General features: G+C 40.3%; 17 protein-coding genes and 1 other annotated feature. Of the genes, 8 read left to right on the top strand and 9 right to left on the bottom strand.

Going from position 1 to position 22,291, the window contains the following annotated elements:
* Nucleotides 1–5 precede the first annotated feature (5 nt).
* Nucleotides 6–638: a GNAT family N-acetyltransferase gene (locus KP78_RS17205; RefSeq protein WP_041090811.1), complete on the bottom strand. Its 633-nt coding sequence runs from the start codon at nt 636–638 to the stop codon at nt 6–8.
* A 202-nt stretch (nt 639–840) separates the two neighbouring features.
* Here KP78_RS17205 and acsA point away from each other — a divergent pair, with 202 nt between their 5' ends.
* A complete protein-coding gene (gene acsA, locus KP78_RS17200) occupies nt 841–2,559 on the top strand; it encodes an acetate--CoA ligase (protein ID WP_041090809.1) in 1,719 nt (572 codons plus the stop codon).
* A 47-nt stretch (nt 2,560–2,606) separates the two neighbouring features.
* Here acsA and KP78_RS17195 read toward each other — a convergent pair whose 3' ends face one another.
* Nucleotides 2,607–5,561, bottom strand: a complete 2,955-nt coding sequence (locus KP78_RS17195) for a transglycosylase domain-containing protein (RefSeq protein WP_084220140.1) — start codon at nt 5,559–5,561, stop codon at nt 2,607–2,609.
* A gap of 141 nt (nt 5,562–5,702) precedes the next feature.
* Nucleotides 5,703–5,918: a binding site (T-box leader), on the top strand.
* 241 nt (nt 5,919–6,159) lie between these two features.
* Here KP78_RS17195 and tyrS point away from each other — a divergent pair.
* A complete protein-coding gene (tyrS, locus tag KP78_RS17190; protein ID WP_041090807.1) occupies nt 6,160–7,419 on the top strand; it encodes a tyrosine--tRNA ligase in 1,260 nt (419 codons plus the stop codon).
* 460 nt (nt 7,420–7,879) lie between these two features.
* On the opposite strand, the gene KP78_RS21275 is transcribed toward tyrS, so the two are convergent.
* Nucleotides 7,880–8,059: a S8 family serine peptidase gene (locus KP78_RS21275; protein WP_422723720.1), complete on the bottom strand. Its 180-nt coding sequence runs from the start codon at nt 8,057–8,059 to the stop codon at nt 7,880–7,882.
* Nucleotides 8,060–8,330: 271 nt separating this feature from the next.
* Here KP78_RS21275 and KP78_RS17185 point away from each other — a divergent pair, with 271 nt between their 5' ends.
* A complete protein-coding gene (locus KP78_RS17185) occupies nt 8,331–9,461 on the top strand; it encodes an acyltransferase (protein ID WP_052474918.1) in 1,131 nt (376 codons plus the stop codon).
* A gap of 667 nt (nt 9,462–10,128) precedes the next feature.
* On the opposite strand, the gene KP78_RS17180 is transcribed toward KP78_RS17185, so the two are convergent.
* Both KP78_RS17180 and rpsD read right to left on the bottom strand, forming a co-directional pair.
* Nucleotides 10,129–11,310, bottom strand: coding sequence for a DUF4317 domain-containing protein (locus tag KP78_RS17180; RefSeq protein WP_041090805.1), 1,182 nt, complete (start codon nt 11,308–11,310; stop codon nt 10,129–10,131).
* 223 nt (nt 11,311–11,533) lie between these two features.
* Nucleotides 11,534–12,136 carry a 30S ribosomal protein S4 gene (gene rpsD / locus KP78_RS17175; protein WP_041090804.1) on the bottom strand — a complete coding sequence of 201 codons (603 nt, stop codon included), beginning with the start codon at nt 12,134–12,136 and terminating at the stop codon, nt 11,534–11,536.
* Nucleotides 12,137–12,820: 684 nt separating this feature from the next.
* Between rpsD and megL the strand changes: the two genes are divergently transcribed.
* Nucleotides 12,821–14,026, top strand: a complete 1,206-nt coding sequence (gene megL, locus KP78_RS17170; protein ID WP_041090803.1) for a methionine gamma-lyase — start codon at nt 12,821–12,823, stop codon at nt 14,024–14,026.
* A gap of 39 nt (nt 14,027–14,065) precedes the next feature.
* Here megL and KP78_RS17165 read toward each other — a convergent pair whose 3' ends face one another.
* Nucleotides 14,066–14,545: a GAF domain-containing protein gene (locus tag KP78_RS17165; RefSeq protein ID WP_041090802.1), complete on the bottom strand. Its 480-nt coding sequence runs from the start codon at nt 14,543–14,545 to the stop codon at nt 14,066–14,068.
* Nucleotides 14,546–14,719: 174 nt separating this feature from the next.
* Between KP78_RS17165 and refZ the strand changes: the two genes are divergently transcribed.
* On the top strand, nt 14,720–15,358 hold the full coding sequence (gene refZ / locus KP78_RS17160; RefSeq protein ID WP_041090801.1) for a forespore capture DNA-binding protein RefZ: 639 nt from the start codon (nt 14,720–14,722) through the stop codon (nt 15,356–15,358).
* Nucleotides 15,359–15,369: 11 nt separating this feature from the next.
* Here the strand turns inward: refZ and hisJ are convergent, their stop codons facing one another.
* Nucleotides 15,370–16,164 (bottom strand): histidinol-phosphatase HisJ, encoded by a 795-nt coding sequence (gene hisJ / locus KP78_RS17155; protein ID WP_041090800.1) that lies wholly within the window; start codon nt 16,162–16,164, stop codon nt 15,370–15,372.
* Nucleotides 16,165–16,363: 199 nt separating this feature from the next.
* On the opposite strand from hisJ, the gene ezrA reads away from it, so the two are divergent.
* Nucleotides 16,364–18,073 carry a septation ring formation regulator EzrA gene (gene ezrA / locus KP78_RS17150; protein ID WP_041090799.1) on the top strand — a complete coding sequence of 570 codons (1,710 nt, stop codon included), beginning with the start codon at nt 16,364–16,366 and terminating at the stop codon, nt 18,071–18,073.
* A 57-nt stretch (nt 18,074–18,130) separates the two neighbouring features.
* On the opposite strand, the gene brnQ is transcribed toward ezrA, so the two are convergent.
* Both brnQ and KP78_RS20835 read right to left on the bottom strand, forming a co-directional pair.
* Nucleotides 18,131–19,477, bottom strand: a complete 1,347-nt coding sequence (gene brnQ / locus KP78_RS17145) for a branched-chain amino acid transport system II carrier protein (RefSeq protein WP_041090798.1) — start codon at nt 19,475–19,477, stop codon at nt 18,131–18,133.
* A gap of 127 nt (nt 19,478–19,604) precedes the next feature.
* Nucleotides 19,605–19,757 (bottom strand): hypothetical protein, encoded by a 153-nt coding sequence (locus KP78_RS20835; RefSeq protein ID WP_235420975.1) that lies wholly within the window; start codon nt 19,755–19,757, stop codon nt 19,605–19,607.
* 126 nt (nt 19,758–19,883) lie between these two features.
* Between KP78_RS20835 and KP78_RS17140 the strand changes: the two genes are divergently transcribed.
* Both KP78_RS17140 and thiI read left to right on the top strand, forming a co-directional pair.
* A complete protein-coding gene (locus KP78_RS17140; RefSeq protein WP_041090797.1) occupies nt 19,884–21,029 on the top strand; it encodes a cysteine desulfurase family protein in 1,146 nt (381 codons plus the stop codon).
* Nucleotides 21,029–22,246, top strand: coding sequence for a tRNA uracil 4-sulfurtransferase ThiI (thiI, locus tag KP78_RS17135; RefSeq protein ID WP_106388600.1), 1,218 nt, complete (start codon nt 21,029–21,031; stop codon nt 22,244–22,246). The genes KP78_RS17140 and thiI overlap by 1 nt, the downstream gene beginning before the upstream one ends.
* The last annotated feature ends 45 nt before the right edge of the window (nt 22,247–22,291 follow it).

The following is a 22,291-nucleotide window of genomic DNA, read 5'->3' as shown; positions in this document are numbered from 1 at the left end:
TAGATCTAGTACATAAACCGGTTCATAAAACGCAATTGGTCAAACTTTTGAATGGATTCAGGTGTAATTCGGCTTCCTATTCTAGCCATTAAACAGTTTGCCGGGTGAGAGCTGATCTCTGGATCGTCAGTAGCGAAGTATTCTAAGCTCCCTGCATTCATCATTTTTTCCATTACCTTTCGATACTCCCATACATTTAAGCCTGTTCCTTTTAAGTCCCAGTGCCAATAGTATTCTGTTGTAATAATAATGTAATCCTCAACAGCGTCATCCATCATCGATACACGAAGGAGATTCTTTCCAACAGAGGCACCCCGGAAACGAGGTATGACTTCAATTGCACCTAATTCAATTAAATTTTCCATGTTTCCCTGAGACCAGCGTTCTAAAGGATCAGGATATAAATAAGTAACATATCCAACTACAGTATTATGCTCTCTTGCGATAATAATGCGTCCTTCTGGCAGCGCAGCGATTTCAATAAGTGCTTTGTGTTGCTGTTCAGGCGGACGAAACGCAACTAAATGTTCATGAAATTCAAGAGAAGCGAGCTGGCTGGATGAAATGGGACCTTCTATGACGATCGAACCTTCCGTGGTTCTTAGTTCTTTTGCATTGTATATTTTTTTGTGCTCCATTTTCTTTATCACCCACATTTCCTTAGTAGTTCTATTATATAGCATAATGGAAATTGTAAAGCGCTTTCAACTAAAAATAGAATGAAATTATAAGAGAGACAAATTTTACAAGCTATCTGTATTAGTATTTTTAAAAAATTGAGAAAAATTAAAAGTTGTACTATAATAGAGAAGACATTTCTTACATAAGGGGGACAACGGCATGAAATTGGAAGCGTTACCATCGATTAAAGGGAAGTACAATCTAGAAAGCTATGAGGAAACAGCAGCCTCATTTGATTGGAAAGAAGCTGAAAAAAACTTTTCATGGCATGAAACTGGAAAAGTGAATATGGCTTATGAGGCGATTGATCGTCATGCAGAGTCAGACAAAAAGAACAAAGTCGCATTATACTACCGCGATGCGGAGAGAAATGAAAAATACACGTTTAAAGAAATGAAAGAACTAACGAACAAAGCAGCTAATGTACTTAAAAGCCATGGGGACGTTGAAAAAGGGGACCGCGTCTTCATCTTTATGCCTCGTTCACCTGAGCTGTATTTTGCACTTCTGGGCGCTCTAAAAATTGGTGCCATTGTTGGACCTTTATTTGAAGCGTTTATGGAAGGTGCTGTCAGAGACCGGCTGGAAGATAGTGAAGCCAAGGTGATCATCACTACACCGGACTTGCTGGAACGTATACCTGTAAATGAACTTCCGCATTTAAAACATGTTTTTCTTATCGGTAAAAACATCGAAGAGAATGGGAAGAATATTGATTTCTTAAAGCATTTTGAAATGGCCGATCGTTCATTTTCTGTTGAATGGCTCGAACGTGATGATGGCTTGATCCTACACTATACATCCGGATCAACAGGTAAGCCAAAAGGAGTATTGCATGTGCAAAATGCGATGCTGCAACACTATCAAACGGCCAAATGGGTACTGGATCTGCAAGATAATGATGTTTATTGGTGCACGGCCGATCCTGGATGGGTTACAGGTACGTCATATGGAATCTTTGGTCCGTGGCTTACAGGGACATCGTCAGTTATTGTGGGGGGTCGTTTTAGCCCAGAGGCTTGGTATAAAACGATACAAGACTATAATGTTACGGTTTGGTATAGTGCACCTACAGCCTTTAGAATGCTGATGGGAGCCGGAGATGAGCTTGTAAAGCAATATGACCTTTCTTCTCTTCGTCACGTATTGAGTGTAGGAGAACCATTAAATCCAGAGGTTATTCGATGGGGAATGAAAGTGTTCGGGCACCGCATCCATGATACATGGTGGATGACGGAAACAGGCGGGCAAATGATCTGTAACTATCCTAGCTTGGAAATCCGTCCTGGATCAATGGGTAAGCCTTTCCCTGGAGTGGAAGCAGCCATTGTCGATGATCAAGGAAATGAGCTTCCTGCAAATCGAATGGGAAATCTCGCATTGAAAAAGGGATGGCCGTCTATGATGCAGACGATTTGGAATAATGAACAAAAATACGAATCCTACTTTATGCCAAACGACTGGTATGTATCAGGAGATTCTGCTTATAAAGATGAAGATGGGTATTACTGGTTCCAAGGAAGAATTGACGATGTAATCATGACATCTGGTGAGCGTGTCGGACCTTTTGAAGTAGAAAGTAAATTGGTAGAGCATCCTGCCGTTGCAGAAGCTGGCGTCATCGGGAAGCCGGATCCAGTAAGAGGAGAAATTATTAAAGCGTTTATCGCTCTGCGTGAAGGCTATGAACAATCAGATGAACTAAAAGAGGCAATTCGTCAGCATGTGAAGAAAGGCTTAGCGGCTCACGCAGCTCCTAGAGAAATTGAATTTAGAGACAAGCTTCCAAAAACACGCAGCGGAAAAATTATGCGCCGAGTGTTGAAAGCATGGGAACTTGATCTGCCAACTGGTGACTTGTCAACAATGGAAGATTAATAAAGTAAAAACGTGCCGGATTCCGGCACGTTTTTTTGTATCTATTTTTATTCTCCATTTCCTTCATCTGGAGGAGGAGTTTCTTCCGGTGGCGTTTCCTCTGCAGGCTGCTCTTCCTCTGCAGGCTCTGTTACTTCAGGAGGCTCCGTTTCTTCAGGAGGATCTTCTTCATTTCCTCCATTGCCACTTGATGGTGGCGGTGTGGTTGGAGGAACTGGTGTCGCAGGTGCATCATTTTCTTCCTTTTCCTGGGCAGGAGGAGGAAGAGTGGGGGCTCCAATTTGAATTTCATTTGATGGCGTCGATTCTTTTCCTGCTACATCAACTGCCACAACATAATAAGTACCGTTTGGAAGGGAGGCTGTTAAATTCTCGTCTGCTTTACGAGAGACGATCGTACTGCCGCCAGTATTTTTAACACGGTAGCCTACAACATCACCGCTGCCGGAAGGCGTCCATGTAATACCGCTGCCAGTAGCTGTTGCTGTAACCCCTGCTGGATTGCTTCCATCATCCTCTAAACGATTTTGAGCGACAAGTAAATTATCAAAGAATGAATTTCCTTCAGGGAAAAGTCCTGCCGCGTTTCCACCATATGGAGCCAGCATCTGCTCCGCATAATCAGGACTGAGCAGTGCCCCGTTTGATGAAAATTCAGCTGGTGTTGAATCAAGAGCCACATAACGTACACCGTTAAGAGTTACATATCTGCTGACCAATAACGCATCACTTGCACCAGAGAATGCAAAGCTGCTAGGGAACAAGTCAGAAGTAACAAGCCCTGCTTGTGAACATGCATCGGTTGCTGCTTGTCCAGTAAATGAACAGAATGCGCGATTTACAACTCCATCAGGCTGCTGAAATGAATTCGGCGGATCGATGAGTTCTGGCCGAAGCTCATTTGCCCGGTTCATCATATTTGCCCATAGATTAATCGTGCGTGTATTGTATTGTCCATTATCATAAAGTGATTCAGGTTCACCATAGCCAAACCACATACCAAATGTAATATTTGGATTCGTTGCAATAAACCAGTTATCATGGAAATCTTGGGATGTTCCTGATTTTGCTGCCCAGTCCGTCGTAAAGTTTAAGAAACGGGGAGCTGAACGTCCTGTCCCAATTGGTGTCATTGTATCCCGCATCATATCAAGCGTAATATAAGCCGTTGCAGGAGAGTATACTTGGATAGACTCAGTCTTATGTTCATAAATTACTTCGCCATTTTTATCCACAATTTTCTCAATCATGTAAGGTTCAACATATTGACCCATATTACCGAGTGTCGCGTAAGCTGCTGTATTTTCTTCTACAGAGATCCCTGTTGCCATTCCTCCAAGCGAAAAGGATGGGTTCTCATATTCAGCACTAGAAATTTTTTCCGGGTTCATCTTTTCTAAAAACTCTCCAGGATTTAGTCCTTGGCTCTGCATTTTCCCATATAGACGTGCAGCTGATAGATTATGAGATGCAGCTAAAGCTGTTCTTGCAGGGACAAGCCCGTATTCCCGATATGAGTAGTTATCTGGATTCCATCCACGGTAAGAGAACTTTACATCTGCAAGAGGCGTACCTGCACCGATTAGACCAAATTCAATTGCAGGGGCGTACACTGCGATTGGCTTAATGGTTGACCCGGAAGAGCGGTAGGATTGAGTAGCATGGTTAAGCTGCTCCTGATCAAAATCTCTTCCACCAGTAAAGCTTATAATACGCCCAGTACCATTTTCTAGAAGGATACCTCCTACTTGAACAGGCTCAGAGACAATTACTTCTTCTTCCGTTTCTAAATTTGTTCTGGTTACGTTATGGTTTGGACCGAAGTCATTAAAGTTATTTTTCACTTCTTCCATTGCATCATATAATTCTTTATCAATAGTTGAATGGATTTTATATCCGTTTTGGCGAATGTCTCGATCTGCCAATTGCTCATACTCGTCTTTTAATGGCTTACTGTCTTCTAATTGCTGCTCACTATAGCCATCCCGCTCTGCAAGTACAACCGCTATAATTTCAGTCGCACGGCTTTCAAGCTCTCGTGTAACCCACGGGTATTCATCAATCGAACTTGAAGAAGCAGGAATAAAATCAGCTGTAATATCATAAGCCAGCGCTTGGTCGTATTCTTCTTGTGTTATGCTCTCTTCACGAAGCATGCGTGATAATACTTCCTGCATGCGCTGAAGCCCAGGCTGAAGTCCAGCTTCATCTTTGCGTTCACCTACGTTCGTGAATGGAGTATAACCAAAAGGGGCTTGAGGCAGGCCGGCAATAAATGCTGCTTGAGGCAGTGTTAAATCCTTTGCCTCCACACCAAAAATCCCCTTTGCAGCGGTTTGAACTCCCGCAATATTACGTCCTGAGGAGTTTCTTCCCATATCGGCGACATTTAAATAAGCTTCTATAATTTCATCTTTTTCAAAAAATCGCTCTAAACGAAGTGCGAGTAAAATTTCTTTTGCCTTTCGGTCAAAGGAAACTTCATTCGTCAAAATCTGATTTTTAATTAATTGCTGTGTAAGCGTACTTCCCCCAGTTTGAACAGCAGAATTGGTCACCTCTTGAAATAACGCCCGCATAATTGCTTTTGGCACCACGCCATCATGTTCCATGAAATATTCATCTTCTGTTGCAATGACAGCATTAATTAAATAAGGGGAGACGTTTTCTAGCACAACTTCTTCACGCTCAAGGTCAGTTCTTAATTTCCCGAGGTATACATCATTTGCGAAGTATAGATCTGACGTTTCTGTGTAGTCATAAATATTGCTTTCCATCATTTCAAATGGAATGATTTCTTCATCTTTTACAAGTGAAGCAAAATAACCTGCTCCAACACCGCCTGCAAAAGCACCGCCCATCACACCTAATATAATGAGAATTAAACATATATTCCAAAATACTTGATAAGAAATTCGTGTGTTTTTTCTCCAGCTGCCAGAATTAAATCTAGTAAAAAAGGAAGTTGCACGCTTTCGTAAGTCTTTTATACGTTCATTCAATAAGTATCAGCCTCCTTAGAACATCGTTCTTATTATAGCACAAAATGATATGTACTTCTTGGGGAAATTTCCTCTTTTAATAGATGCTTGACAGGGATATATGTCATATGATAAAAATAATCTTAACTTAAAGTGAATAGGTTAAAAGCATTGAAAGGAATAAGTAGAGGGTCCTCCCTGTTTTGTAGAGAGTCAGTGGCTGCTGGAAACTGACACAAAGGGCCATTCGAATTACACTCCTGGAGCTGTTCTCTGCATGAGTATAAGTGGAGAATCGGAGCAATCCGTTAGTAAATGAAGGCGAAGAGATTACATTCTCTTAAGCTGGGTGGTACCGCGCATAAAAGCGTCCCTGCAATTGATAGGGGCTTTTTTTATGCGCTTTTTTATTATGACTCAGTTAAGCGTCTCTGTTGATTGCAGCACACAGGCGCTCGCTTTCCGCGGGGCGGTGAACCTCACAGGTAGCAGATGTACCTGCTTGAGTCTCATCTGTCCCGCTTCAGCCCGCAGGAGTCTCCCGTATCCGCTGCAATCAACGCTGTGTGAAAATCTATAATCAATTTTTACAAAGCTTTTATTATAAGGAGGAATAGCAATGGATTTATTAAAGGATTTGGCATGGAGAGGCATTATTTATCAGCAAACGGATGAAGAGGGTACGAAAGAGCTTCTTGATAAAGAATCTATTTCTCTATACTGCGGTGTAGATCCGACTGCTGATAGTATGCATATTGGCCACTTGCTCCCGTTTTTGACATTAAGACGCTTTCAGGAGCATGGGCATCGTCCGGTGGTTTTAGTAGGTGGAGCTACAGGGTTAATCGGTGACCCAAGCGGTAAAAAGGAAGAGCGTTCTTTACAGACGATGGAGCAGGTACAGCATAATGTTCGCTCGATCCAGGGCCAGCTGGAAAGAATTTTTGATTTTGACGGTAAAAATGGTGCGGTCATGGTCAATAATTATGACTGGATCGGAGCCATTGATATGGTAACCTTCCTGCGTGACTACGGAAAGTATATTGGTGTGAATTACATGCTTGCAAAGGATACCATCTCCTCACGGCTTGAAACAGGGATTTCCTACACAGAGTTTACGTACACCATTTTACAAGCAATGGATTTTAATCATTTATATAATCATTACAATTGCAAAATGCAAATAGGCGGAAGCGATCAGTGGGGAAATATCACCACAGGGCTTGAGCTGATCAGAAAAATGAATGAAGATGCAAAAGCATACGGTCTGACCATTCCACTTGTAACCAAAGCGGATGGAACAAAATTTGGTAAAACGGAAAGCGGAGCGATTTGGTTAGATCCTGAAAAAACGTCACCGTATGATTTCTACCAGTTCTGGATCAACACAGCAGATGCGGACGTTGTGAAATACTTAAAGTTCTTCACTTTCTTAGAGCAAGATACAATCATTCATTTTGAAAAGGCAGTAGAAGAAGCGCCTCATTTACGTGAAGCTCAGAAAGCACTAGCGGAAGAAATGACGAAAATGATTCATGGAGAAAAAGCTCTTCAGCAAGCTCAAAAAATCACAGCTGCTCTTTTCACTGGAGACATTAAGGCGTTGAGCGCGAGTGAAATCAAACAAGGCTTCAAGGATGTGTCAGCGTATAAAGTGGAGGAAGGGGAGTCGGTTTCATTAGTAGACGTGCTTGTTGCAGCTAAAATCGCTCCCTCAAAACGACAGGCTAGAGAAGATATCCAAAATGGTGCCGTTTATGTAAATGGAGATCGCGTGACGGATTTAACCCACGTATTAGAAGGCGAAGACCGAATTGAAGGTGCGTTTACCATTATACGAAGAGGGAAAAAGAAATACTTTATGATTCAGTATGCATAAGTTTTTGTTTATATAGGAGCTTGCCCCGTAAGTAAATGATCTTATGACTTACGGGGCAAGCCTTTATATTTTCTGATGCAGGAGAGAATAAAGGGGAATTTCTTGTAAATGTTTAAGCATGGCTTGTAAATTATTTTGACGGCCTGCAAATGTTCATCCACCGCCAGTAAATGATTATTCTATGTATTCTCCAAATCGCAAGGCAAGTAAATGCTTATTATTTATATAAGTGAATGAGATGAAAAAAAAATCTCTCCATTTGTCATTCAAGTCAGGGTGGTTATAGTCGACACCAGAATTAATGATGGCGATCTCCTGGCTGCCGCCACGCGTAATGTCCCATACAGCTTCTGTATTGGTGTTCTGTGGGCCGGATTGGTATTATAGTAAGGATCATTTGGCGTCCATGTAGCTAGCGTCGAAAAGGTAGTTCAGCTCTGCATATTCTACATTAGGGTTGTTATTTTAGAGCTTTTACAACTGCTTCAGCGTTTCCAATCTTAAGTACTTTGACCTTTGAATCTGCGACCTCACTTTCCTCTAACGCTTCAGCGTCAAGTTTCTCGAACTGTTTATCACTCAGGGATTTGCCGCATTTGAACTTAACGACTACTTCCCTTTTAGCGATGAGATTGTACAACCGGTATAAACGGAAGAAGACAAGTCAAGGGCGGAAGTTTCCAGCCATAAGAACATAACTAGATAAAAACGATCACAGAAAATTAAAATGGATATGAATCTTAAATTTAATGAGAGATATAGACGAGCGATCCCCAGGAGATGTAGACGATTCTAGTCTGCAATCCTAGGGGGTTTTTTTGTGTGAAAGGAAGAATAGGTAAATTTTACACTATAAGGAATAACTATGCTATAATGGGTAGAAAATATTTTAATGTTAAGGACTGATAAAAATGGATAGAGAAAGGATAGAGTCTATATACTTTTTGCGACTTTTCGCCATGATGATGGTCGTATTGGTTCACGTAACAGCAGCTTTTAATTCTGTCCTTCCTAAGGGAAGCGATGCTTTTACTGCTTACCATTTTATTAATCGAATCATCAGAGTAGAAGCTGGCATCTTCCTCATGCTCACTGCCATGGTATTTTTCTATAAGTATATCGAGCAAAAGATGGATGGGGCAGAACTAAAGGTTTATTATAAAAAACGAGCGATGTATATTGTAATGCCTTATCTTGTCTGGGCGCTATTCTACGAGGCTTTTTCCATATACACGGGAGCTGTTTCTCTGAATTTCAATGAGATAGGTTTGCGTATTTTGCAGGGGCAATCATTTTATCAACTTCATTTTATCTTTTTGATTGTGCAATTTTATTTGTTTTTCCCTATTATTCTATTTATTGCCCAGAAATTTTCATTCTTCAAAAAGCATATGTGGTTATTCGGTATTGGAATCGAAATCGCCTATTACTTCTTGAATCGTGAATTGCAATTGATTCCATTCAATGCTTTCTTGAGCAGTATGGGACCGTATTTATTAGGGGCATGGATTGGGACGTATTATAATGAACAAAAAGGTAAAATCTTTAATAAATCAACCATGACTTGGGCTAGTTTAGCGGTGGTTTCTGGAATATCTACTGTTTATTTGCACTATCACTTGTATACGATTCCGTCGATGCAATTGCCAGGATGGGTTTATTTGATCGTCAATATACTTTATATTATAATTGGCAGTTATGCGATGTTCCGTTTAACGGAGATCATCTGTAATAAGTGGCCGGGAATTATCCCTTATGTACAGAATGTAGCTATTTATTCTTTCGGTTTTTATTTGTTGCATCCATTCATTTTGAGAGTGGTCGCACAATTCATCCCTGTTCCTGGAGGATATTGGTTCCATGTAGGGATACTCCTTAGGTTCGTAAGCACTTTGGCTTTATGTTACCTGACCATTTGGTTGACTCACCGTTACTTCCCGTTATCAGGGCTTTTGTTCGGTAAGTTACCTAAAAAAACGCCTGCATTTCTTGGTATCAAGCACCGCGAGAAGAACTACAAAAAAACGGGTACGTCTGTGTAATGAATTAATATGGATATTATTTAAGAGAAGCGCGCTCTTTTGGAGTGGGCTTCTCTTTTTTTATGTGCGCCCGACATGGGTGCAATCTCTAGGATATAAGTCCCGATCGATGAAGACAGAAGTAACAGTTAGCTTAACGTAAGGGTGTCCGAGGTGACGTGGAATTTGAAGGAAGCGAGCGGCAAACTTTCGGTCTGAGGAACACGAACTTCATATGAGGTTAGGTATCATTGGATGAATTTCCATAACAAAACGAAGTCCTTTCTGCCGAAGGTGATACTGAGTAAATGAAGTTGATAGATGGAAGGAAAGATTGCAATCTTACCCGGGGAGATCTGATTAACACCCCAAAAATTTTTTCAAACAGAAGCCTATCATAAGTTGGCCCAATTTGTGAGAGGCTTTTTTCAGTTCCTTTGGATGAGACCTACCAAAACTACATTGTCCTGCTCCGAAATAATTCTAACAGTTATTTAGATACAAGCGGTGAGTAGGGTGAAAAACTTATTTCTGATAGCAGCTTATCATGAAACAGCAATTAAAATCTTTTCTATATAAAGGACGGTTCCAATACCTTCCTATTTTAAGAAGTATCAGACCCGTCCTATGCTTATTAGGTACTCAAAATGTGGTGTTATCATTAATGTGATAACTGACACATTTTTTATTATTTATCTGGAGCGCCGCCCAAAGCTTCTGGAATCATCGTGAAGCCTTCGATCACGGTATCTTCTTCCACTTCGATCATGAGGTAGCGTTTACCGTTAAAAAGAATTTGTTTCACATATCTTAAATCTTGTGGACTAATAGAAATGTTAGCTGCTTTCGTATTGATTTTAATCGATTTTGAAGTATATTTCGGCAGAATGCTGCTGGCTTTGATCTCATATTTGTCATCATCAATTATTTTTTGGTAAGCTGATTCAATCTTTTCCGAATTTATATCTTCAAGGCCGCTCATCTTTAAAACCCGTTCTACGTCTTTGGAATCTAATTTTGGCGGTTCTTCCTCTTCATTTTCCTCGATCATTCGGTTAATCTCTTCATATACATTGGAGAGTGTAGACGTGCTTAGCTGATCTCCTGTTACGTCTTTAATAATTTCCTCAAAAATGATTTTATCATCTTGAGCAGTCAACGTTTCTTCCCCATTTAATACTTCTTCTATGAACTGGTGATCGGGCTCATGAACCTTTCCTGCTGAATATAGAATGTGATTGACATCTGCTGCATTTTCGGTGAAGCAGGGAAACAGAAACCCTGAAATAGGAGCCTGGAGGTTGATAATTGGATCAACGACAAAATGATATTTAAATTCTTTTTCGACATAGTCAAAAAGCAGTTCTTTTTTCGGCTCTTGTGTGTTATTTATGCTGCATAAAATAAACGAATAAGAATAAACTTTATCCCGCCCGCTTTCTTCAGCCTCTTCATTTCGGCGTTTCAATGGCTTAAAATATTCTCCACGAATGAATGATACGACAATATCCTTCTCATATTGCCGAAGTACAAGCATTTTGCTGACGATTTGAAGCATTTGCTCTTTCCAGCCTTCTACATCACTGCTTAGTAATCCTTGATGCAAAATGAGCTGACTATTATTTTCAGCTTCCCGTTGAAACTTTAACTCAAAGAGCTTCTCATCCAATTGGCCGGCAAGTAATTTTTTGAAGTTATTCATAAATAACTCCTGCTGATCTTGGTCAAGCATTTCAAAAGGTTGACTTTGATGATGATAGATGTCACTTGATTCCTTCATAATATAGACATTAAAGATGTCGGAGATTTTGAGTAAATCGTTACCTAATTTAAATTGTTTTCGAATATGTGCTATGTCTTTTTTGTTCATGGTTAAATCCGCTCCTAAGCTGCCCTGATTTGCATCTTTACTAGAATAACAAATAAATTTTGCCCTTTAAATTATTCATTTGTTTTCTCTATTGAATAAAAACCTGCCCCAAAATTAATGATTATCTTGACTAAATCGAGAAACCAGTAAAAAAAGAAAAGTCCAGAAACCTTGATATATCAGGGTTTCTGGACTTTTGATTGAACTCTGATCTCTGTTAAAATTAACGAGAGTAGAACTCAACGATAAGTGATTCATTAATTTCAGCAGATACTTCAGCGCGCTCTGGAAGACGAGTGAACGTTCCTTCAAGCTTCTCAGCATCAAATGTTAAGTAATCAGGTACGAAGCTGCTTAGCTCAGTAGCTTCTTTCACGATGCTTAGGTTACGAGACTTTTCGCGAACAGCGATTACTTGTCCTGGTTTTACGCTGAAAGAAGGGATATCAACGCGAGAACCATTTACAGTAACGTGACCGTGGTTTACAAGCTGACGAGCTTGGCGACGAGTACGAGCAAGACCAAGGCGGTAAACAAGATTGTCAAGGCGAGTTTCAAGAAGGATAATGAAGTTATCACCGTGTTTACCTTTTAGTTTACCTGCTTTGTCGAACAAGTTGCGGAATTGACGCTCAGTTACGCCATAAGAATGACGAAGCTTTTGCTTTTCTTGCAACTGTAAACCATATTCAGATAATTTTTTACGCTGATTTGGGCCGTGTTGACCTGGAGCGTAAGGACGCTTTTCTAATTCTTTACCAGTACCGCTTAGGGAAATACCTAAACGACGGGAAACTTTCCAAGATGGACCTGTATAACGAGCCATAATTGACTCCTCCTCGTGTTTTTATTTTGTTGTAAAATAAAAACAGTAAACGTGATAAATCATTTATTGTCATATTGTTGTCCTGTACCATCGCCCTGCAGCAAAGGGTTACTCGATACACCTATAAATTAAGGAACAATATGAAGCAATCAATGCGTTCACTTAGGCTGCATTATTTTACACAACTATCATCATATAATGCTAAGGCAGCGATGTCAACTTTTTTTACCGCCAAATGAATAATGTTAAGGGAATGATCTTCGGCTGATGTATCATTTTTGCTCAATAAAATAAACCTGTTAAAAGAGGTGGACGATTGACGTTACGTTATTTTAAAGAATGGCTATGTTAAAGATCATGGCTCTTACTTTCTATGGGTGAAAAGGCAGATGATTACCCAGAATGAAGAAGTATTTGTTCCAATTCTATTGTTAGTAAAGAATTATAAAATGAAATTCATTACAAATAAATGGAAGTGATGAATGTTTTTTATGACTTCACTTACTTTGCGTAAGAGTCAAGATCATGGTTGATTATTGCACGATGTTGATTGGAGTGAACGCCCTTCGCTGCAATCAACAGGCAAGTTTAACAGAGCCTAAAGAATAAGTGATTCCCTTTTCTTGGCTGGATAAATAGCATAGAATATTAATGAAAGCGATTACATTTTAAGGGGGGACTTTTATGGGGAATGGAAAAAAGCGCTTTGAGACGCGTGTGATCCATGACGGGTATGATGCACAACAACACTTTGGTGCCCTTGCACCGCCATTATATCAAACATCGACTTTTACTTTTAGCAGTGCCGAGCAAGGAGAAGCAAGGTTTGCAGGTGAAGAGGAAGGGAATATTTATTCAAGGTTAGGTAATCCAACTGTTCGGATTCTAGAAGAAAAAATGACCTCCCTTGAAAATGGTAAGGCTGCTCTGGCGTTTGGTTCAGGAATGGCGGCGGTATCTGCTGTACTTTTACATTTGGTAAAGACCGGTGATCATATCATTTGTTCAAGGGGTGTATATGGATGTACGTTTGGACTGCTTGAAATACTTGATGAGAAATTTCATATTTCACATAACTTTGTGGATATGTCCACAGAGGAAGGGATTCGTCACGCCATTACAAATGATACAGCTTGTATATACGTAGAATCGCCGATTAATCCCACGATGGAGCTAATCGATCTTGCGCTTGTTACCCGGGTAGCAAAGGAATATGCCATTCCGGTGGTGGTTGATAACACCTTTTGTACTCCGTATTTGCAGCAGCCCTTAACGCTGGGTGCAAACTATATTGTTCATAGTGCAACCAAATATATCGGAGGGCATGGAGACGTAGTCGGCGGGTTAATTGTTGGGGATTCACAGGAACAGATCAAGCTGATCAGTATGTCCACCCAAAAAGATATTGGAGGTATTATGTCTCCATTTGACGCCTGGCTCCTGAATCGGGGATTAAAAACGCTTGCGATTCGTATGGACCGGCACTGTCTAAATGCAGAGAAGATCGCTTCTTATCTCCGTGATCAGTCTTTAATAAAAAATATATATTTCCCTGGATTAAAAGACCATCCAAGTCATCCAATCGCTGCTTCGCAAATGAAAAACTACGGTGGAATGATTTCCTTTGAGATGAACGGAACAAAAGAAACGGCTCAAGCGTTTATGAATGAGCTCAAGCTTATAAAAATTGCGGTGAGCCTTGGGGATGCGGAAACGCTTATTCAGCACCCCGCCAGTATGACACATGCCATCGTGCCAAAAAAAGTGAAAGAACAAATGGGGATTAGTGACACGCTGCTGAGATTGTCAGTAGGATTAGAGGCTTGGGAAGATGTTTGTGAGGACATTGACCAGGCATTGAAGAAAATCGATACGATGGCCGTGTTTTAAGTCAATAAAAAGGAGGGCGCATATGCGTCCTCCTTTTTATTACAAGAATTCGGTCAATATGTGGACAAATGTTTCTAGCTGCTCCTGATCAACACGATCAAATCGTGCTAATTCAGGGCTATCAATATCAAGCACACCAATGATCTTATCGTCTTTAATTATAGGTACCACGATCTCGGAGCGGGATGCTGCATCACACGCGATATGGCCAGGAAACTGATGCACATTTTCAACGAGCATTGTTTCTTTTCTTTGAACTGCCGCACCGCATACTCCTTTGCCAAAAGGAATGCGCACACATGCAGGAAGTCCTTGGAACGGTCCCAGTACGAGCTCTTCTTCAACGTTTAAGTAAAAACCTACCCAGTTTACACGGTCAAGAAATTGATTCAGTAATGATGAAGCGTTGCTCAGGTTGGCAACTTGATTGGTTTCTCCATCTAACAGAGCACGGAGCTGTTTATGAAGAAGCGCATACTTTTCTTCTTTTGTCCCTTTATAGGATTCGACACTAAACAAGCTGTTCACCTTCTTTGTGAGTTAATATTCTGTCAGGTTTGTTTTGCCACTCGATATTTGAGGACAAGTTTATGCAGGGATCACAGGTATAAAATGCGAATGTAGTAAATGACAGTAAATTAGTTTTAGCATAAAAGAATCATGTAAGCAACCATTATGGAAGGGGCAAATAAAATGGCCATCAAAGAACAACGTGAGACGAAATCAGAAGTAATGGTAGCGGCAGTTGACTTGTTTTATACGAAGGGATATCACGCAACAAGTATTCGGGAAATATCTGCAAAAGCGGGAGTAAATATCGCGACCGTTTCTTATTATTTTTCAGGTAAGCAAGGATTGTTGGAGGAGTGCTTGATTGCCTTTTTTGAACCGTATTTAAATGTACTGGAAAAGGAAGTGCAGCCTGTTCGTCTGGTGGGACCTTCAGAATCATCCAGTACGATGAAAGCAGCACTTGCAGCACTAGAATATCAGCAGAAGCACCATCGCTTTGCACGTTTTGCGTGGAGAGAGGTAACAATGGACAGTCAGATGGTAAGAGAGATGATGACCTGCTATTTAAGAAAAGAACAGTATTTATGGAAAGTGCTTTTAGCCCAGGACATCGAAAAAGGTATTTCATTGAAAATATCTCCATCCTTTTTTCTGATGCAGCTGACCTTTATGATTTCTATGCCATTCTTACAAAGTCAATCGCTAAGGGAAATTTGGAATATGAATCCAGGAGAGAAGCTATTCACACGTAATTATAGCTCCATTATGATGGAATGGTTTCGCAGCATTACGTGTGAATCTTCAACCATGCTAAGTTAATTTATTCCATGCTATAGAAAAATCAGCTGTGAGTGTCCTTGCGCTAAGTCTTTTGCTTGATGGGCGTCAGAGCCATAAATAAGCGGAATTCCAAGGAATTGCGCTTTTTTGGCAATGTCCTCAGGTGGATACACTTCCCCGCAATCTGGTTTAACAGAGCCGGCCCCATTATAATCCAGCTCATACCCTCGTTCATTAATAGCGCGCAAAATAGCGTCAATTTCTTCCTCATGAGAAAGAGTCCATGGATATCTTTTTTGGAATTTACGGGCAAGAGTTATGTGGCCAATTCGTTCAGGCTTTTCTTTGCCCAGGTCTGAAGTGATGGACTTTAATACTGTTTGGTAGTAATGAGAATGGACGTGGTCAACAGTTCCATAACGAGCGGCCATCCGACTAAAAACCTCGTGACTAAAATCAATGCATTCATATTCTCCTTTATGCAGCAAGAAATGAACAGATAGAATGGCATCGTCTAATGCTGGTCCATATTGATTCAAAAATTTAGCCGTCTCGTTCTCATATCCCTCAATAAAGTCGACTTCAAGCCCTATCTTTATAACCAGTTCATTTTCATAGATCTTTTTTACCTTCTGAAGGTCGTAAAGATATTGTTCCAAATGACCAAGTTCCATTCCGCTGTCTTGATCTGGAGTAGGATCAATAAACCCCTCCGGCAATGGAGCGTGCTCGGTAAATGTAATCTCTTCATAGCCCAATGCAATTGCTTTTTCAATATATTGTTCGAATGTATCTTTTGACCCGTGTGGACAATAAGGTGTATGGATGTGTCCATCTCTCTTCATATATAAACTCCTTTCAAAATGCATAATTACTGTCTTTTGCAAGAAAAAAAAGGACTTTCGTAGAATGTTAGACAAACATGTCAAAAAAAATAGAAAAAATCAAGAAAAATCGCTGATAACATGGTATCATAAAGTCAATATCGTTTACATCCAATGATTGTTAATCATAGGGGTGGGCTGCTTGGACAGGGGGCGTAAGATGGAGTACATAATCGGTTCCGTCATATTGATCATTATTATTGTAGCCATTGCTTTTTATTGGCGTAAAAAACATTACAAAGAAATAGATCGGCTCGAGACTTTGAAGCTTGAGATTCAGCACCGTCCTATTTTAGAGGAAATGACAAAAGTTAAACAGCTAAACATGAACGGACAAACGGAAGAATTATTTGAAAGATGGCGTCAAGCCTGGACGGGGATTGTTGATGTTAAGCTTCCTCAAGTAGATTCTCTGTTATTTGATGCGGAGGAATACATTGACAAGCTTAGGTTTCGCAAATCTATTGAAATACAAGCAACTATTAAAGTTATGTTAAAGCAGGCTGAAGAAGAAATGAATAAAATCCTTGTTGAACTTGAAGAATTAATGGGCAGTGATGAAAAAAACCGCTCTGAAATGGAAGTTATTCAAGGGCAATATAAGGAGGCTAAGCAGACATTATTTGCTCAACGTCACACATATGGAAAGGCTGCGGAGGGAATCGATCTAAAAATTGAAGCCTTAGCACCTAAATTGATGCAATACGAGGAAATGACAAAGCAGGGGGATTATCTGGAAGCTCGTGAGCTGGTGATGAAGCTATCCAATGAAATTGAACATATCACAACACTTCTTGATACTGTCCCTGAAACTTATAATGAAGCATACTATTCGCTCCCGGCACAGTTAATGGAGGTAAAGGAAGGCTTTGAGGAAATGAATCAAAGCGGTTATCCATTGACTCATATCAAGATGGAAGAGGAAATGGAGCTGCTTCATGAATCAATCGAACTGGCCAGGACCCATACAAATCATCTGGAAATGGATGAAGCAGAGGGACAGGTCAAATTAATTCATGAACATCTGGATGTACTTTATGATTTGCTTGAAACAGAAGTCGAGGCAAGAACCCATCTTAAAGAACACTATGAACATACGGATGTTTGGCTTGATGAAGTACAGGAACAGAATATCAATCTTCAAATAGAAACAGAATTTGTCCGACAAAGCTATCAATTGGATCAAGAAGATTTAAACATTCCGAAAGAGCTTGATAACAAACTGAATCAAGCAGCTAAAAAATATTCCGCGCTAAAAGAAAGAATCGCGGCTAATGATGTTGCTTTTTCTACCCTTTGGGAGGATTTGCGGGCGATTCGGGATGAGTTGGATGCTATTGTACCTGCACAGCAAGCGTTTAAAGAACAGCTTCAGCGTTTGAGGCAGGAAGAAGTAGAGGTACAAGAGTCTGGACTTGCCTTAAAGCAGACACTTAAAGATCAAAAACGTATGCTGCGTCATGCAAACCTGCCTGTCATTCCTGACTATATAAAAGCGCAAACAGAGGAAGCGCAGGATCAGCTGGAACAGCTTGAGCAAAGCTTGCGTGAAAAGCCATTGAATATCGTGACCATTCAACAGCACGCAGATTCAGCAGACGCCATGGTTCAGTTGGTGTACAATGACACTGAGAACATGATTCAAACTGCCCGATCCGTGGAACGTGTCATTCAATATGGAAATCGTTACCGAAGCAAACACGAAACCGTTTATATTGGATTAAATGAAGCGGAGTTACTGTTTAGAAAAGGTCATTATCAAAAAGCTTTAGAAGAGGCTGCAGAAGCAATTGAATCTGTTGAGCCAGGCGCACTGAAAAAAATCGAAGAACTGTCACAAGAACGCTCAACAGAAAATCAGTATGCTTAAGTTACTGAATAATAAAAAGTTTGGCTCCGGAAAACGGAGCCAAACTTTTTTTATGCATTATGAGGAAACATTGGATGCATTTGGAACATGCTTAAATATAGAAGCTATTCCATATCCAATCATTCCACCGATAATCGCAGGTACGATCCATCCTACACCTTGTTCCATAAGTGGAAGGAAGTGAAGGGAGGAAGCTAAACCACTGATATCCAGCCCGGCAGCTGTAAGTCCATCAACGATTCCTATAAAAAACGTAGGAATAAGCGAACCAACATATACGGCACGATAGCCTGAGAACAATGAGTCAAGGAATGACAATAATATAAGCACAATCGCGAGTGGATAGATGATCACAAGTACTGGTACTGAGATCGAAATCAACTGGGTTAAACCTAGGTTTGACACTAGCATACTGAAGCCTGAGAAAATGATAACAAATGACTTGTATGATATAGACGGTACTAACTGAGCAAAATAACTTGAAGTTGAAACGATCAATCCGATCGCCGTTGTTAAACAAGCGGCTGCAATGGCTAGTCCTAAAATGATGGCACCGCCAGAACCAAACATGTAAGCAGAAGCTGCCGATAACAATCCCCCGCCATTTTCATGTACACCGACTGCATCTATACTTGTTGCTCCAAGATAGCTTAGCCCTATATAAACCAATGCTAAGCATGTTACAGCAATCAAACTGGAATAGATCGTTATTTTCACAATAGTAGTTCGGTCCGTGATGCCCCTCTCTTTTACAGCTGATATGACGACAATAGCAAATACGAGTGCCGCAAGGGCATCAAGCGTCAAATACCCTTCAATAAATCCTTTGAAAAATGAACTGTTTTCAAAATCACCAATTGGCGCAGCTGGTTCTCCCATAGGCGTAATAAATGCTCCTGCAATTAGTGCGGCCAGCACTACCAATAGCGCTGGTGTTAAAAGCTTCCCAACTCGATCAACAATTTTAGACGGATTAAGAGATAGCCATGCTGAAATGGTGAAAAACAAAATTGAGAATAAAAGCAGTGGCCAATCGGATGAAATTAAATTTTCTGGTAAGAACGGTAAAATCCCTATTTCATAAGTTACGGTGCCCGTTCTAGGAAGTGCAAAAAATGGTCCGATAGCTAAATAAAGTGTGATTGTAAAGATTATTCCGAAAATTGGGTGCGCACGACTTGCCAATTTTTGCGGATCCCCGCCAGTGTAAGCGATCGCGATAACGCCTAGCAATGGTAAGCCTACGCCTGTCAATAAAAACCCAAAAATGGCAATCCACATATGTTCTCCAGCTTGTTGTCCAAGCAACGGAGGAAAAATCATGTTTCCTGCCCCGAAGAAAAGTGCAAAGAGCATTAATCCAATCGCAAAAATGCTCCCAAATGATAATGGTTGCTGTTTCATATCTATTAAACCCTCCAACTAAACTTTAACCAAAAATGGCTATGAGATATCTTAACACAGTTTTCGCGAAAATTGTCGAAAATTGAAATAGTTTAAATATAAAGAAAATTTAATACGTAGTTTTGAGCTAATTATATGGAATTATTTTTATTTGATAAGCTATGTTATAGCCCATTGTTGATTTTTGCACAGCGTTGATTGGAGCGAATGTGCGAGACTCCTGCTGACTGAAGCGGAAAGCGAGCGCCTGCGTGCAGCAATCAACAAACACTTTTAACAAAGCCGAATGATAAAAACAAGGGATTGCATTTTTAAAACAAATGAGCATTTTATGTTATGATTAACGTGTTTTGAATTAATTATTAGCGATCATAGAAATTGAATTATGCATAAAAGGGTGGCTAACATGATTTATTTAGATAATAGTGCAACGACGAGACCCTATGAGGAAGTACTCTCTTCCTTTTTAACGGTTAGTCAGGAGTTTTTTGGCAACCCTTCCTCTTTACATCAATTAGGAGAAAAAGCATCATCTCTGCTGGAAAAATCAAGAGAGCAGGCGGCTTCCATTTTAGAAGTAGATCGTGAAGAAATCCTCTTTACATCTGGTGGAACAGAATCAAATAATTTAGCGATCAAAGGAATTGCACGTGCAAATCGTCATCGTGGGAACCATATTATTACAACTGCTGTTGAACATCCATCTGTCTATAATGCAGTTTTGCAGCTTAAAGATGAAGGGTTTGACATTACCATTTTACCGGTTGATCGCAATGGAATGATCGACACGGAATATTTAAAAAATGCACTGACACAGAAAACAATTCTTGTTTCGATTATGCATGTGAACAACGAGGTTGGAACCGTGCAGCCGATTAAAGAAGCAGGTGCGATCATAAAGGAATACTCCCGTGCATTTTTTCATGTGGATCATATTCAAGGGTTTGGTAAAGTACCATTAAATATACGCCAAGCGAAAATCGATCTTCTTTCCCTATCTGCTCATAAATTTCACGGATTGAAGGGGACGGGCCTGTTATTTATAAAAAAAGGGTTGTTGTTACGAGAAGAGCTTGCGGGCGGTGATCAGGAAGCTGCTAAGAGAAGCGGAACTGAGAATGTAGCAGGCATTGTTTCAATGGCTAAAGCAATGCGTATGACGGTGGAACAGGCTCATCGCATTCCTGCACTATCTGCTTTAAGACAACAGCTTATAAAAACGCTGACGTCCCATAAAAAGGTAACATTAGTAAGCCCAATGGAAAATGGAGCGCCGCATATTATCTGTGTATCGGTCCCGGGACTCCGGGGAGAGGTAATTGTTCAAGCACTTCAAAAGGAAAGTATTTATCTTTCCACGACAAGTGCATGCTCTTCCAAAAAACAGACAATTAGCCGGACAATTGAAGCGATGGCATGTCCATCGCCAACTGGAAAGGGCTCAGTTCGCATTAGCTTCTCTTTATCCACAACAGCCAAGGAGATAGAAATGTTAATGGAAGCCTGGAACCGGACGATTTTACCATTAATGGAGGTTATTAAATCATCATGATACAGTATGAACGTATTTTAATTCGTTATGGAGAAATATCGACAAAGGGAAAAAACCGACATCGATTTATTGATCAGCTGAAGCGAAATATAAAACAATCGTTAAGCGGACTGTCGCCTGTTCATATAGAAGCAGGAAGAGACCGAATGCATTTAGTACTTGAGAATCATTCAGAAGCTGAACAAGTATTAAAAAGAATTGAGCCTATTTTTGGTATCCAATCATTTAGTCCTGTTGTAAAAACCTCGAAGGATCTGGATGAGATTAAATCAGCTTCAACAGTTCTTGTAGCTGAGCTGGTTGATGGACCAACGACATTTAAGATCGCAGCCAGAAGAGCGGATAAATCATTTCCTTTAGAGACAAATGAGTTAAATCGAGAAGTCGGTTCTCATGTAATGCAGACGGTAGATCAGTTGATTATCGAAATGAAAAAACCAACCATTGAGCTGACGGTAGAAGTACGAGAAGAGGGTGTCTACCTCTCAGCGGAAACTATTCAAGGAGCAGGCGGTATGCCGATTGGAACAGGTAACAAGGCGGTGTTAATGCTATCAGGAGGATTAGATAGTCCGGTCGCCGGTTATTATATGTTAAAAAGAGGTGTTCAAATAGAAGCCATTCATTTTCATAGTCCACCTTATACAAGTGTCCAGGCAAAAGAAAAGGTCATGCGTCTTGCTTCAAAGCTAGCTTGCTTCTCTGGGATGGTAAGACTGCATATAGTCCCGTTTACTGCTATTCAACAAGCCATTCATCAACAGGTTCCAGAGAATTATACGATGACCTCAACAAGACGAATGATGCTGAAAATAGCCGATCAGATCGTAGAGAAAATAGGAGCTCGTGCAATTATTACAGGTGAAAGCCTGGGGCAGGTAGCAAGCCAAACGCTTGAAAGTATGCAGGCTATTAACGCTGTGACAAGTACACCTGTGCTTCGTCCACTCATTGCGATGGATAAAACAGACATTATTGAAGTAGCAAAAAAAATCGATACATATGATGTCTCGATTTTGCCATATGAGGATTGCTGTACAATCTTTACTCCAACTGCTCCAAAAACAAAGCCTAAGCTAGAAAAAGTAGCTTTTTATGAAAGCTTTTTGGATTTTGATACCATGATTACTGAAGCAGTTGAAGGGGTAGAGGTGATTGATTTAACGCCGGATTCAGTTGATCAAAAGAAAGACGACGAGCTTTCTCATCTTTTCTAATCAACCCTTAGAAATTGGTAATTTGAATTAGGAACAATTACCAGT

The sequence above is a fragment of the Jeotgalibacillus soli genome (assembly GCF_000829435.1).
GTDB classification, from domain to species: domain Bacteria; phylum Bacillota; class Bacilli; order Bacillales; family Jeotgalibacillaceae; genus Jeotgalibacillus; species Jeotgalibacillus soli.
This window is presented reverse-complemented; position numbering and strand designations above follow the sequence as displayed.

Bases quoted from the DNA above. Each gene is read 5' to 3' on its own strand.
- KP78_RS17205 (WP_041090811.1), bottom strand. From the start codon at position 638: ATGGAGCACAAAAAAATATACAATGCAAAAGAACTAAGAACCACGGAA.
- acsA (WP_041090809.1), top strand. From the start codon at position 841: ATGAAATTGGAAGCGTTACCATCGATTAAAGGGAAGTACAATCTAGAA.
- tyrS (WP_041090807.1), top strand. From the start codon at position 6,160: ATGGATTTATTAAAGGATTTGGCATGGAGAGGCATTATTTATCAGCAA.
- KP78_RS17185 (WP_052474918.1), top strand. From the start codon at position 8,331: ATGGATAGAGAAAGGATAGAGTCTATATACTTTTTGCGACTTTTCGCC.
- KP78_RS17180 (WP_041090805.1), bottom strand. From the start codon at position 11,310: ATGAACAAAAAAGACATAGCACATATTCGAAAACAATTTAAATTAGGT.
- rpsD (WP_041090804.1), bottom strand. From the start codon at position 12,136: ATGGCTCGTTATACAGGTCCATCTTGGAAAGTTTCCCGTCGTTTAGGT.
- megL (WP_041090803.1), top strand. From the start codon at position 12,821: ATGGGGAATGGAAAAAAGCGCTTTGAGACGCGTGTGATCCATGACGGG.
- refZ (WP_041090801.1), top strand. From the start codon at position 14,720: ATGGCCATCAAAGAACAACGTGAGACGAAATCAGAAGTAATGGTAGCG.
- hisJ (WP_041090800.1), bottom strand. From the start codon at position 16,164: ATGAAGAGAGATGGACACATCCATACACCTTATTGTCCACACGGGTCA.
- ezrA (WP_041090799.1), top strand. From the start codon at position 16,364: ATGGAGTACATAATCGGTTCCGTCATATTGATCATTATTATTGTAGCC.
- brnQ (WP_041090798.1), bottom strand. From the start codon at position 19,477: ATGAAACAGCAACCATTATCATTTGGGAGCATTTTTGCGATTGGATTA.
- KP78_RS17140 (WP_041090797.1), top strand. From the start codon at position 19,884: ATGATTTATTTAGATAATAGTGCAACGACGAGACCCTATGAGGAAGTA.